This is a genomic window from Exiguobacterium sp. s128 (genome assembly GCF_018618815.1).
Lineage (GTDB): Bacteria > Bacillota > Bacilli > Exiguobacteriales > Exiguobacteriaceae > Exiguobacterium_A > Exiguobacterium_A antarcticum.
The window spans coordinates 87,016-100,282 of sequence record NZ_JACSMT010000007.1 but is presented as its reverse complement, the minus strand read 5'-3'; the positions used below and the strand labels follow the sequence as shown (position 1 = coordinate 100,282).

Genomic DNA, 13,267 nt, shown 5'->3' with positions numbered 1-13,267 from the left:
CATGCAAAAACACCTCCGATGTTAGTACTTTTTAAAAGTGTACCACTCCGAAGGTGTTTTATATTGTCTCAAAATTTTAGGTTAGCCCAATGAACGATGTCCAGAATCAGCCTCTCTTGTTTAGTATGGTGTTGGGTCTTCCTGTGGCGTCTCCGGAATTTCGGTTGGTTCCGGGAACGTATCCGGCTCGGGTTGACGGATCGGATCTTCCTGCGGTGTCTCCGGAATCTCCGACGGAGGTGTCGTCGGAATCTCGTCCGGTTGATTCGGTTCGTGTTCCGGGACTTCATTCGGATTTTTCTTCATGATTATTTCCTCCTTATGATGTGATGTAGTCGCCGCCGTTGATATGAATCGTCTGACCTGTGACATAACTCGAGTCGCGTGACGCCAGGTAGACATAGGCTGGCGCATTCTCAGACGGTTGTCCCCGTCGCTTCATCAGTGTGTCTTCCCCGTGTGCTTCTACTTTTTCTTTTGAGAACGTTGCCGGAATCAAAGGTGTCCAGATCGGACCCGGTGCGACGGCATTGACACGAATCCCTTTTTCAATCAAGTTCGACGCCAGTGAACGGGTCAACGTCGTAATCGCCCCTTTGGTTGCTGAATAATCAATCAACGACGGTGCTCCCCGGTACGCCGTGACGGACGATGTATTGATGATCGTATCTTCTTTTTTCAAATGCGGTAGTGCGGCCTGCGTCAAATAGAACATGGAGAACAAGTTCGTTTCGAATGTCTCTTTTAATTGTTCTGGTGTGATCGCTAAGAAGTCGTCCTGCGGAAATTGTTTTCCGGCGTTATTGACTAAGATATTCAGCTGACCAAATTCTTGGATGACGGCCTCGATAATCGGTTGGGCGTTTTCCGGACGACTGACGTCTTTCGCCAGTGCCAACGCCTTGACGCCATACCCTTCAATCAACTGTTTCGTTTTTTCAGCGTCCTGTCCTTCATTTAAGTATACGATGGCAACATCAGCGCCTTCTTTGGCATAAGCAATCGCGACGGCACGCCCAATGCCGCTATCTCCACCCGTCACCAAGGCGACTTTCCCTTTTAATTTGCCAGAACCGACATATTCCGGGTCGTCGTAGACCGGTTCAGGATTCATTTCGGATTCGATTCCCGGTTGCTGATCCTGTGTTTGTCCCCGTGCTTGTTGATGCATCTGTTCCAATTCTTCTTCACGCATCTAATCCAACCCCTTTTTGATTAATGAATGGCTACCTTCATTAACATTCCCTTGCCATGTATCAATAAACGTCCAGACACAAAAAAACGACAAAATTCGTCGTTTTTTCAGAATCGGTTTCTTCTATAGGATGATATGTAATTCATCCTTCATTCGAAAATAGTCCTGACCATTCGCCGGACTGAATCATTTCTGTGAGTTGGACTGGATACAACTTCACGGATTGCAGGCGATCAATCGGTACATATTGATAGATGAATTGTTCTCCTTCGATCCCATGAAACGGCTCTAACGTCAGTTCCTCTGGTGTCATCAACTCCACTCCATAGAAAAAGGCAACTTCATGGAACTGAATCCCGTCATATTCAAAAAAGTTTTCCTGAGCGGATAAAAATCGTTTGACACGAGCCGTCTTACCCAACTCTTCTTCGATTTCCCGCACGATTGCCTGTTCGCCGTACTCCATCAGTTGAATCCGTCCCCCCGGCAATGCCCAAAAGTCATCCCGGACATTTCGATGTATCAACAGATGACCTTCTTTCACGATCACGGCAGCGGCCCGGTGATTAAATCGTTGCTGCTCCACGGTAAAATTAATATCCATCTACTTTCACTCCTCGGTTTTTGTTATCGACCCATACTTTTTCACATTTTCCCACATTTTCGAATATGTCAAGATTCGTGTTGTTTGTAACAAATGAATTGTTGGTACACCTTCATTTCAGAATTATTCAAAACAAAAGATTACAATATAACTTATTTGAGTATAATTCAGAAATCAAACTGAAATGTTATTTTCAAAACGACCGATGCTATACTCGATTTATTCAATTCACTACTACGACGCAGTATTCATATACAGCCCACACATATAACTCACATCAAACAGGCAGAATATCTTCTGTCATCCACTTTCATTGACCGTCACTTTTTTCACCATCAGGAGGAACTACAACATGAAACGTATTTTAACAACAGTCACGATGAGCGCACTCGTCGTTTCAGGATTTGCAAGCACGGGTACAGGTAAAGTTGAGGCTGCTAGCTCTTCTTCTTATAAAGTCAAGATCATGGCAGACGGGCTACGCGTTCGGACCGGCCCTTCAACGAAATACAAGGTCATCGCTGGTGTCAACGCCGGTCAAACCTTTAAGTATTATGGTAAAACAGGCAACTGGACGAAGATTTCATACGGCGGCAAAAAACGATATGTCTATTCCGGTTATGTAAAACGTTATAGCGCCGGCAAAAAAGTATATGCTGCTAAAGCTTCTGTCTCGACCGGCTTCTTACGTCCGACAAGTGGACCTGTCACACAAGGATATGGCAATGCAAGCGGCCGCTACGGATATACGTTCCATAACGGCATTGATATCGCAGCAGCAACAGGGACAACGGTCCGTGCGACTGCTTCAGGTAAAGTGATCACATCTGGTTATCAAGCTGCATACGGTAACTATGTCATGATGACACATAAAGTGAACGGACTTTCCTACACAAGTGTCTATGCACACCTTAGCAGTCGTTCGGTTTATGCCGGTCAATCGATTGCCAAAGGGACAAAAATCGGAAACGTCGGCAGCACAGGAAACTCAACAGGGTCACACCTTCACTTCGAACTCCACCGTGGTGGTTACGTCTACAGCGGATCGTCAGCTGCAAACAGCATCAACCCACTCAACGTCTTATAAGTTAACTCTCGGACACCCTGCAACGGGTGTTCTTTTTTTAAACCTTTTTGAAAATAGGTCCACTGAAATAAACTCATCCTAATTATTGTAAAATTCATCTTATCATAACATGGTACGTTTTTTTGTCTTTTTTTCCTAAAGTCTATTCCGATAGGATTTCCTTTGATTTCAGTTACACTTGAACACCGGTATAAAATTACCATATTAAGTAAATTAATGATTTTTATTCGATAAAATATAAAATACTGAAACATTTTAGAAATAATATTGTAATATTTAAACATTTTCACAGATGGTACACTCATCTAAGAAATTCCAATCAGTGTTTTACATACCGTACGACATGAACCACATACGAAACAGCCCGATAGATTCAAAGGAGGATTTACTGAATTGAAAAAATTACTGACCACGTTGACGGTCTCAGCCATTGCCGTCGCCGGATTCTCGACATATGCGGTTCCAAAAGCAGAAGCCGCAACCTTTTATAAAGTCAAAGTGATGAATGATGGACTCCGTGTCCGGACGGGCCCTTCGACGACAGCTGGTGTCATCACGGGTCTCGATAAAGGGGATACATACAAATACTTAGGTCGGACCGGAAATTGGACGAAAATCCTTTACGGTTCCAGGAAAGTTTACGTCTCTTCTACATATGTCAAAAAATATTCCGTCACGACATCGTACAAAATCAAGATCATGGTCGACAACTTACGGGTTCGAAGCAGTTCCTCGACAAGCAGCCAGCACGTCGGAACGGTCAACAGTGGGCAAACGTTCCGTTACCTCGGACGGACCGGCGATTGGATCAAGTTTTTATATAATGGAAACAAGCGGTTTGTTCATGCGGATTATGCAAAAAAATATACGGTCACCAGCTTAACAAGTTCAGGTGGCGCAACAAAAGCGTCAAACGATTTCATTACGCCGACGAGCGGTCCGATCACACAAGGATATGGAAAAGCCAGTGGCGTGTATGGTTACACATTCCATAACGGGATCGATTACGGCGCACCGAAAGGCACACCTGTCTATGCGACGGCAGCCGGAAAAATCATCACGTCCCAACTCAAAGGAGCGTACGGTAATTACGTCATGGTCAAACATACGATTGACGGTGCCTCGTTTACGAGCCTGTATGCTCATTTGAACAGCCGCTCGGTTTCTGTCGGACAATCGGTCTCTAAAGGTCAAGTTCTTGGAACGGTCGGAGCGACTGGTAACGCGTTCGGTGCGCACCTTCACTTCGAACTTCACCGTGGCACGTATGTCTACAGTGCGACTTCTGCTGCGAGCAGTGTCAATCCCCTGAATTATCTATGACTCTGAACACCCTCTCATTTCTCTTGAAGTGAGGGGGTGTTGTCGATGAAACATACGTCGGTTGACCAAAGACGTGTAACATCCTATAATTCAAATAGACATTTGAATGTATAGGGAGGCATCGTTATGACGCATGATCATCACCACCATCACACCGACAACAAAAAAGTTTTGCGTCTATCGTTTATCATCATCACGCTGTTTATGATTGTCGAGGTAATCGGCGGGTTTTGGACGAACAGTCTCGCCCTTTTGTCAGACGCCGGGCATATGCTGAGTGACTCGATTTCGCTTGCGATCGCTCTCGCAGCCTTTCACTTCTCAAACCAAAAACCGGATGCGAATAAGACGTTCGGTTCGAAGCGGTTTGAAATTCTCGCGGCAATTTTCAACGGTGTCGCCCTGATCGGTATTTCGCTTTATATCTTCGTCGAAGCCGTGCAACGGTTTGTAAATCCACCGGCTGTCGCAACGACCGGGATGTTGATCATCAGCGTTCTTGGACTCCTCGTCAATCTGCTTGTTGCTTGGATCATGACCCGCGGCAGCGGGCATGAAGATAATCTAAACATGCGCGGCGCCTACCTGCACGTCTTAAGCGATATGTTCGGGTCGATTGGTGCCATCGTTGCCGCCCTATTGATTCTTTTCTTCGGCTGGTGCTGGGCGGACCCACTCGCGAGTGTCATCGTCGCCATCCTCGTCCTGCGCAGCGGCTATTATGTGACGAAGGCCGCAGTCCATGTGTTGATGGAAGGGACGCCAAGTGACATCGACATCGAACAGGTCCTCTCGACCATTCAGAAAAACGAAGCAATCCTTGGTCTGCACGACCTCCACATTTGGTCGATTACGAGCGGCTACAATGCGTTGTCCTGCCACGTTGTCGTCAAAGACGACATGACGGTCCACGAGTCTGAGACGATTCGTAAACAATTGGATCATGACTTAAAACATGTCGGCATCACACATGCGACGATTCAAGTCGAGACAGCACAGCATGACCATGAAGATCAACTCTACTGTCACGGCGAACAGGAACCGCACGTTCACTAAAAGTCATTTTTTTCTCCAACTAAAAGCTAAAAGGCAATTCTTCTCTTCATCGAGAAGGATTGCCTTTTTTAATGACCGTTCATACAACACGCTCTCATTTTAGAATTAAAATCAGGGAGTGTCCGCTGTTTGAATACATAACGTCAAGTCAGTTCTTTAGTTTTGCCTGATACGCTTTTGAATAACGATCGGCTGCAATGATCGCATCCGCCACTTCGTCCGCCGTGACAGCAAAACCACTGTGGATCGTCTCTCCTTCAGCCGTCGCTGCCTGACCGACTTTCAGGATGTCTTCGCGAGAAGCGTCTTTCAGTTTCACGTCTTCGAGCGTGACCGGCAGACCTAAATCCATATAAAACGCGATGTAGCGCTCGATCTCTTCTTGAGGATGTTCTTCAAGTGCCAACTGAACAAGTGTACCAAATGCCACCTTTTCGCCGTGTGTCAAATGGTGGATGTCCCCGTCAAGTGCCGTAAACCCATTGTGAATCGCATGAGCCGCTGCGAGTCCACCACTTTCGAATCCGAGTCCACTAAGCAGGGTATTCGCTTCGACGACGGCTTCAAGCGCCGGGGTGACGACTTTCGCCTGAACGGATTCGTAGGCGAGGCGTCCATGTTCAAACAGCACTTCTTCACAACGTTTTGCGATTGCTTCTGCCGCGATCGTCGGGCGCCCCCCCGCCATCGTCGAACCTCCAAAGGCAATGACACTACGGACTTCGACCCATGTCGCCAGTGCATCGGCAATACCGGACGCAAAGAAGCGGGCCGGTGCTTCGGAAATCAATTTCGTATCAACTAAGACGAGATCCGGATTTTTATTATAGAAGCGGTAACTCTCAAAAATGCCTTCATCGGAATAAATGACGGATAACGCACTCGTCGGCGCATCGGTCGACGCAAGTGTCGGTACGATGACGACCGGGTGATGCAGTTCGTCCGAGACGGCCTTCGCTGTATCGAGCGTCTTCCCGCCGCCCACACCGATGACGAACTGGACACCGACGTCTTTCGCTGCGGAAGCAATCCGTTCGACCTCATGCCGCGAAGCTTCCCCACTGAAATCCGCTTTCTCAATCTTGATGCCAGCCGTCGCTAGTGACGTTTTTACTCGTTCCTCGACAATTCCCCAAACGACATCGTCGGCAATGACGAGGGCCGTCTCACCGAATGGGCTCACGTATGTACCGAGCCGGTCGATGACATTTTTTCCTTGGACATACTTTGCTGGACTGATGAATACACGTTCTGACATGATCAACATCCTCTCAAGAGTAAACCAGGCGCAACGAACAATAGACTTACATTATGTTCCATTCCTTTTCAGTCACTTCGCTAAACACTGGACTGTGTGAACATTAGATGAACTGGGGAACACGCAGCGTCAATGCTTTTGCAATCAAGCGGCGGTCGTTTGCGACACTTTCATCCGGGGCGTCCCCGAACCATTCAAGACTCGCCGTTTTGTGGATAAGGATCGAACCCAGTTCGCTAAAAAAGGTCTCGTAGTCGACGATGCCATCAAACAACGGGACCATTCCGTCTCGCGTCCCGCTTGCCGCATAGACGTTTTCCGGCGCGAACACAGAAAATTGATCCATCCGGGCGATACTCTTTAAATGCAGATGCTCGATGATGGGCTCGAGCCGGAGATAGGAACTGACCGGATCGGCACCGGATTCGACGACGTGCAGAACATCAAAATTAATCCGGCATGCGGGATGATTGACTTCTCGCAACAATCGTTCCGTTGACTCAATCGTATCGGCCGCTGTGTTCGGATGAATTTCAAGTAAAACCAACTGGTTGTTTTGATCGAGGATTTTGCAAATGCCGCTCAGTTGATAAACAAGGCGCGCCCGTTCTGCTTCAGTGAGTTGATGACTGGCCTTGTTTCCCGCAAAAATCCGAATCCGGCGCGTTCCGATTCGTTGTGCCAGGTACGATAACTCCTTTGTTTGCTCCAACAAAACCGATAAAGGGGCATCAAACGAAACATAATGACTGAGCATACTGACTTGAATCGTACTTTCCTGTAAGGCGGTGATTTCGTCTGCCCGCAGGTGTTTCGCATGGACACCCCAAACGTCCATCGCGTCGAACTGTTCCGTCGCCGCAAAGGTCAACAGGTCTTCAAATGAGCGTAGATGATGGCGGTAGCTGATCGTACAAAGTGCAAGTTGCATCCGTGTCCCCTTCTTTCTGACGATATTGGCTGAACAAGTCGACGAGCTTCCGTTTGATGGTGTCTTCTGATGTCGTCTGTGCCGCAAGCAAGTCCTGGATTTCCCTTAGGACTGCGCTGTCGCGTGTCACGCTGTATTTAATCGCCCGATGCTGAATGACCGTATATTGATGGACAAGCCGTTCGATTTGGTCACACCAGTCTTCAAAATCGGAAGTCACGAGATCGATCGCTAGGTGTTCATAAAAATAGGCGAAGGCATGCTCATAGGCGTACTTCCGAATCGCAATGACCGGCAGTTGTTTTAACGCAGCCGGCAGCCGGTCCGGAGTCTCGATATGATGCAGGACGATTTGTTCTACCGCTTCCGTCAAGGGATGATGTCGCTTGAGACCACTCATGAAATAGGCCGAAACGGTTTCTGCGTCCGGCAGCTGGACCTGACTCGAATCAAACCAAAACCCTCCAGAAACAGTGGGCTGATTAATCGCCTGGATGATCCGCATCCGATCAAATTCCCCTTCGTACCGGAAATCCGGGTCCAGCATCTGCCACGTCTCCTCGTCAGCGGTCGGCTCGAGCATCACATAATGTGGAAAGACGTCATGGTGGAACTTATTTTCCCGCTCCGGTAACCGGGCGAGATCCAGCATGACGATGATGGATTGTTCTGGTCGTTTCGTCGCCATCAACTCGTCCAGACGCGCAAGATTTTCCGCTTTTGATCGGCTCGGCTCATACCAACGATGGACCGTGATACCGTACAGCAAACGATACCACTCAAGCATCGCTTGATGATCGATCCGTTCGTCATGATGCGACAAGATAAAGTCAGGTGTCACGGCAAAATCCGCATCCCAGACCCCAAAATAATACGGGCGATGGTCGGCTTCCGACCGTTTGATCGTTTCACAGACGCAGCTGACGAGACAATGCACCTTAATCATCGGAGGACCTCCTTTTTCTGAAGTGACTGAAGGAACTGGTCGACCGTCATCTGCGGAAGCTGACCGAGTTTTTCATCGGCCAGAATCAAATCCAGTTCAAGTTCGAGATGGACGAGCAACTGTAACAGGCGCATCGAGTCGAGTTGCAGCTCGTCACGAAGGCGTTCCTGTCCCGTCAGTTCTTCCGGCAGCACGACATCCAGGTGGTCCCGGACGAGTTGCCGAAATGCCAGGTGATTGAGTACTCGCTTCATGACGTCACCCCCAGTCGGATCCGGCTCACTTTTCCGTTCGGTAATTTTTCAATTGCCGGGACAAACGTCCAATCGGTCGGACATTGATGTGGGGCGAGCTGTTCCCGGCAATAGTGCCGTAACGTCTCTTCCGTCGCCGTGCTGACGAGTTGCACACAAACCCGTTCCCCCTGCAGCCGATCACTTCGTTTAAAGACGACGGCTTCTTCGACGTCGACGTGACGTAACAACACATCCTCGACGTCTGCCGGATAGACCGCCAAACCGGACACGTTGATCATCTCGTCCAGACGACTGAGGAAAAACAGTTCGCCGTCTTCCGACTGACTCATCAAATCCTTTGTCCCGATCCATATTCCATCCGATTTGACCCGTAATTCCGCCGGCTGATCGCTTGTTCCGGTCTCGATTTGCAGATGTGGTAACGGATAACCGATTGCTTGCGCGGTTTTAGGCGCAGGATGTAAGGCGATACAGCCGACTTCCGAACAACCATATTGTTGCAGGAGATGATCCGTCACGTTCTGAATTGCTTCAAACCAGACGGCAGGCAACGTCATTCCGGAGATCATCACCGCGAACAGCCGTTGTTTAAATTGACTGAGCAGATAAACAAGTCCCGGTCCGGCATACAAAATCGCGTCCGGGTGTGTCTGACAAACCTGTAAGACATGGCGTGGCGACAGGTTTTCGAGAATGACCGGTGTCGCGCCGCGATGCAACGTCGCGAGGATACCACAAATCAAGCCGTAGGAATGCGACGTCGGACAGGCGACGATCGTTCCGGTCGTGCGTGGTAACGGAAAACATTGATCGTATGCGGTCAACTCCTGCTCAATCGATGCCCATGTCCGGTGAATGACTTTGGCGTCTCCCGTCGTCCCGGAGCTGAACTGGATCAGTCCACCTGGACGAGGTTTCGCTGCGGTCAAGCGGATCGGTTGCTGAAAATCGTGATAGACCAAATAATCGCACCCGGCTTGTTCGGCCAGACGGCGTGCTCCTGCTTCCGGTAAATCAGGATGAAGCGGTACGACCGTCCCATTGATTCGTTTCATGTACAGGCAAAACGCAATCCAGCTCGCAGCATCCTTCACGCAGACGGCGACGACCGTCCGAGCAGGATCCGTGAGCCAGCTTAATCGACAGACCGGATGATCGGTCAGCATCTGTTCGGTGTAAATCGTTTCTTCAATGTATAGCATACGTTTCGCTTCCTTTCTTCGTTTCTGCCGCCAAGGGATTGCGGACAAGATGTTGGGTCTGAGTTGTCTTGAATTTCCGGGTGACCAGCGATTCAGCTTGAATCATCGGCGCGTCCAGCTCGAGAACAGCGAGACGGTCCGGTGGCAACTGCAGTCCGGCGAGTGTCTCGACGACCCAATCAAAAAACGTCGCTTCTTTTAAGCCGTACTGTGCCTCCAGCTGATGTGATAATTCCGTCAGATGGAAGACAAACACCGTATCCATGATGAGTTCACGTAACGCTTCGACGTCTGCCATCTCATAATACGTATTCAGTGACGAACGAAAAGCGGGATGAATGGCTTCAAAATCAGGTATGTCCTCCCGTTGACGGACAAACGATGTGACGTACTCGACGCTGTCGTGAAAGTCCCGGACGATCAGTCGCGTCGGCCACCCGTCCTCTAACACCAGTAAGGTATTTTGGGCATGTGCCTCGATGGCAATCCCTTCTTCGATCAGCAACTGAAAAACCGGTTCTAGATACACGCTCAGAAACTGTTTCAGCCAGGGCTCGAGACCGTATGTCTTCACCCAAGGATCCAGAAACAGTGCCCCGGTCGTTTCACGGAGGGGTAGTGCCGTCAAGGGGACGACGGTTTCGTTCGCCGTCACGTTTGCCAACACATTGTCACGATAAAGGCAGCCGATCCGTCCGGATAATCGTCCGTCTTCCGTCTCGACGACCTGACTGGCAAATTCACGCAGTAAGGTGACATGTTTCCCGTCTGTCCAACGGGTCAACCAGTCCGATACAGAAGGTGCCGCCATGATGTTCGGGACGGTGAACGTCCGCCGTGCTGACGTCTGCATCAAATCGAGCGGAAATTTAAGATGCGGTACATCCGGTGCCTCCGGTTGAAAGACCGTCCGGATCGACTGGGTCGCTTGAAAATGAGGACCCGTTTCCCCAAGATCGATTCCTCCGCACCGTTCGACTTCCCGCTCGACCCGCGCCCACTGCCATGGATGGACGGGCAGGATCTGGTAGTTTTCCCACTTACTCGTCAAGCTTGTCAGTCTGGTCTCTAATTGGGCCAGGATCGTTCGACCAAACGTCTTCTCCATCACCCCGTCCATCCGTGTCGCACGGACGACTGAAGTCGGAAGGGCGACGAACCGTAATCGGAATCGTTGTCCCGCTTCCGGTCCATATCGCCAATGATCTTCGTTTGAGAAGCCGATCCGTGACTTAAAACAGGGATGATACGGATGTCCTTCGACTAACGCTTGTTCCAATACTTCATACGACAAGTTCGTTCGGGCGACGATCAGTCTTGGACAGATTTCATCCAACTGAACCGTCTGCTTCAGTTCTTGTCGCAATTGGTCCTCGATTTGAAAGCAATCGAGCACATGCTTAAGCGTCAGCGGTTGGACTTGTTGGTGTTGTGTCAAGACGGCCGTCTCGAGTTCGAGCCAGACACGGTCGAATGCCCCACGTCCACCCTCGATCGTCAGTTCGTAGGGCGGTCGGACGAACCGAAATGTCGTTTTCCCCTTTGGTCGCCGGTGTTCGATGAACGGCTCGATCCGTTCGAACAGGATCGCTTCAAGAAGTTGTTTGCAGACACGTCGTTCGCTCAGTCGTGACATGGTACCCCTCCCGCTGTAATGGATTATCGATATCAATGAAGATGACCCGTTCCCCGCTGACTTCCAGTTCGTCAAGTGCATGCAGGCGCGTCAACAAGTTTGCCTTGTAAGGTAACGTCTGACGCGAACGGAGATACTCGATCCAGTCTTTTCCGAGTCCGAATAACATCGCTTGTCGGTCGTCGAACCAATTCCCGAGCCAATCGAGCAACTCTTGTTCCGGCAAAAGTCCATCACGGTCGAACCGATGAATCAGACCCGCCAAGTGATTCCAGATCACGTAATAGGTCAACCGTTCTTGAATCGTCGTTTCGTCATAAAACAGATCTGGTGCCTGTGCGAGTGAGGGTTCCAGTCGTATTAACCGTTCTTCATGTGACCGGGCGAGATAATATCCTTGATTATCGCGGAACTGATAGCTGACCGGACGTCCCTGTTCGACGCGGATCAAACTGTTCTGTTGGTGCGCTTCGAGAGCAATCCCGTAAGTCTCATACAATTCAATCAGCGCTCCGGCGGTCAGTTCGATATACGCTGCAAACCACTCCCAGGCAGCTTCGTCTAACGATTGACCCGATTGTCTGGCTTCGTGGACAAGCGACATCAAGACAGATGGTTCTTGATCGAGCGGTTCCTGAACGAGTGCCGCGACGTTGATCGCATCGCCTTGCGCTTCGCGGTAGATGACCTCAAAACCGGATTCTTCCGCCTCCGTCCGAATCGTCGCATAGGCCGGATCGTGCGTAATTGAAAATCTCTTTGGCAACGTCAACTGTTCAGCGAGACGTCGCATGACGAATCCCGCCGTCAGTTCGTGCCGTTTATTGACCCGGCGCGAATTGGTGACTTGAACCGGAATCGAAAACTTCAGCATGTGCGACCGATCCGCTTGCAGGACTGTCCGGATCGAGGATGTCGCGAAGTACATCGGACCCAGGCGGCCGAGATGGCGGAGTTGGTTCGTCGCGAGCAACTGTTGCACGGTCGGTTGCAACAAAAGATGTTGTGCCTGCAAAGGATGCGCGGGTAACAGGCGTTCTGACGCTGACAGTGCCACTGCTGATCCGAGTTGCTTCCGCATCTGTTCGCTGATCCATTGATCCGTCGCACTGGCTTCCGTCAGCAGGGACTCATCAACCGCAAAATAATCGAGTTGAAACCCGTTCCTGAATTCCGGTGCATACGCGACTTGCTCCCAGTCATGCATCCCGACCCGGCTTTTCGGCGTCGGGTGGAACCAATGTCCGAACCGGACCGTCTGCTCGTGTTCAAGAAACGTCTCAGGACAAACCGGCTCGTTCAGCTCATGCGCGATGATGTGACACATACCCCGGTGACTGTCGAGAACCCGGTACAATAAATCCGTCACGCCGGGAGCAAGCCGTTGCAGATGTTGGCAACAAGCGATAATGAAAGTCAACGGTGCTTCCTCTGTCCACCCGCTCGTCGTTTGCCGGTAAATCCGTCCGATTTCGTGACGACCGATCCGTGAACGGCGGCGGATTTCAAGGACGTAGACGGTCCCAACGTCGATCCGGCAGGCGGTATCACCGAACCGGACATTCTCCTCGTCTGTTGGAATGAACCACTCGATCATGTCGATTTCACGGAGGTAGCTGTTGCCGAATGCTTGGAGCGTTGCATGGGTTGCAATCTCTTCGGTTCGTTCTGTACGTGTCGTCATGACTGTCACACTCCTTCTAACAATTGATAATCATTCTCACTCTTGAAAAAGAGAAAAACGGGTTTCCCCGTTCTTTCTCCTGCTCTTC

At 50.0% G+C, this 13,267-nt stretch carries 13 protein-coding genes; 3 read left to right on the top strand and 10 right to left on the bottom strand.

Annotated elements, in window-relative coordinates:
* Positions 1-120 precede the first annotated feature (120 nt).
* The 3 genes from KNQ13_RS05025 to KNQ13_RS05015 form a co-directional block, all read right to left on the bottom strand.
* Positions 121-306, bottom strand: coding sequence for a hypothetical protein (locus tag KNQ13_RS05025; RefSeq protein ID WP_026831214.1), 186 nt, complete (start codon positions 304-306; stop codon positions 121-123).
* A gap of 13 nt (positions 307-319) precedes the next feature.
* Positions 320-1,195 carry an SDR family oxidoreductase gene (locus tag KNQ13_RS05020; protein ID WP_026831213.1) on the bottom strand — a complete coding sequence of 292 codons (876 nt, stop codon included), beginning with the start codon at positions 1,193-1,195 and terminating at the stop codon, positions 320-322.
* Between the two features lie 142 nt (positions 1,196-1,337).
* On the bottom strand, positions 1,338-1,799 hold the full coding sequence (locus tag KNQ13_RS05015) for an NUDIX hydrolase (RefSeq protein ID WP_026831212.1): 462 nt from the start codon (positions 1,797-1,799) through the stop codon (positions 1,338-1,340).
* A gap of 352 nt (positions 1,800-2,151) precedes the next feature.
* On the opposite strand from KNQ13_RS05015, the gene KNQ13_RS05010 reads away from it, so the two are divergent.
* The 3 genes from KNQ13_RS05010 (at position 2,152) to KNQ13_RS05000 (ending at position 5,265) form a co-directional block, all read left to right on the top strand.
* Positions 2,152-2,886, top strand: a complete 735-nt coding sequence (locus tag KNQ13_RS05010; protein ID WP_014970141.1) for a peptidoglycan DD-metalloendopeptidase family protein — start codon at positions 2,152-2,154, stop codon at positions 2,884-2,886.
* A 393-nt stretch (positions 2,887-3,279) separates the two neighbouring features.
* A complete protein-coding gene (locus KNQ13_RS05005; protein ID WP_026831211.1) occupies positions 3,280-4,209 on the top strand; it encodes a peptidoglycan DD-metalloendopeptidase family protein in 930 nt (309 codons plus the stop codon).
* A 126-nt stretch (positions 4,210-4,335) separates the two neighbouring features.
* The gene (locus KNQ13_RS05000; RefSeq protein ID WP_209548134.1) at positions 4,336-5,265 is read left to right on the top strand and encodes a cation diffusion facilitator family transporter; all 930 of its coding nucleotides are present in this window, start codon (positions 4,336-4,338) and stop codon (positions 5,263-5,265) included.
* A 148-nt stretch (positions 5,266-5,413) separates the two neighbouring features.
* On the opposite strand, the gene KNQ13_RS04995 is transcribed toward KNQ13_RS05000, so the two are convergent.
* The 7 genes from KNQ13_RS04995 to KNQ13_RS04965 form a co-directional block, all read right to left on the bottom strand.
* A complete protein-coding gene (locus tag KNQ13_RS04995; protein ID WP_026831209.1) occupies positions 5,414-6,523 on the bottom strand; it encodes a glycerol dehydrogenase in 1,110 nt (369 codons plus the stop codon).
* Positions 6,524-6,626: 103 nt separating this feature from the next.
* Positions 6,627-7,454, bottom strand: a complete 828-nt coding sequence (locus KNQ13_RS04990; protein ID WP_026831208.1) for a sugar phosphate isomerase/epimerase family protein — start codon at positions 7,452-7,454, stop codon at positions 6,627-6,629.
* Positions 7,402-8,400, bottom strand: a complete 999-nt coding sequence (locus tag KNQ13_RS04985) for a DUF6005 family protein (RefSeq protein WP_201770347.1) — start codon at positions 8,398-8,400, stop codon at positions 7,402-7,404. Before KNQ13_RS04985 ends, KNQ13_RS04990 begins: the two co-directional genes overlap by 53 nt.
* Positions 8,397-8,654 (bottom strand): hypothetical protein, encoded by a 258-nt coding sequence (locus tag KNQ13_RS04980; protein ID WP_026831207.1) that lies wholly within the window; start codon positions 8,652-8,654, stop codon positions 8,397-8,399. The genes KNQ13_RS04985 and KNQ13_RS04980 overlap by 4 nt, the downstream gene beginning before the upstream one ends.
* Positions 8,651-9,859: an AMP-binding protein gene (locus KNQ13_RS04975; RefSeq protein WP_026831206.1), complete on the bottom strand. Its 1,209-nt coding sequence runs from the start codon at positions 9,857-9,859 to the stop codon at positions 8,651-8,653. The genes KNQ13_RS04980 and KNQ13_RS04975 overlap by 4 nt, the downstream gene beginning before the upstream one ends.
* Complete coding sequence (locus KNQ13_RS04970) at positions 9,846-11,495, bottom strand: IucA/IucC family protein (protein WP_026831205.1); 1,650 nt, start codon at positions 11,493-11,495, stop codon at positions 9,846-9,848. The genes KNQ13_RS04975 and KNQ13_RS04970 overlap by 14 nt, the downstream gene beginning before the upstream one ends.
* Positions 11,452-13,179, bottom strand: coding sequence for an IucA/IucC family protein (locus KNQ13_RS04965; protein WP_051590528.1), 1,728 nt, complete (start codon positions 13,177-13,179; stop codon positions 11,452-11,454). Before KNQ13_RS04965 ends, KNQ13_RS04970 begins: the two co-directional genes overlap by 44 nt.
* Between the last annotated feature and the right edge of the window lie 88 nt (positions 13,180-13,267).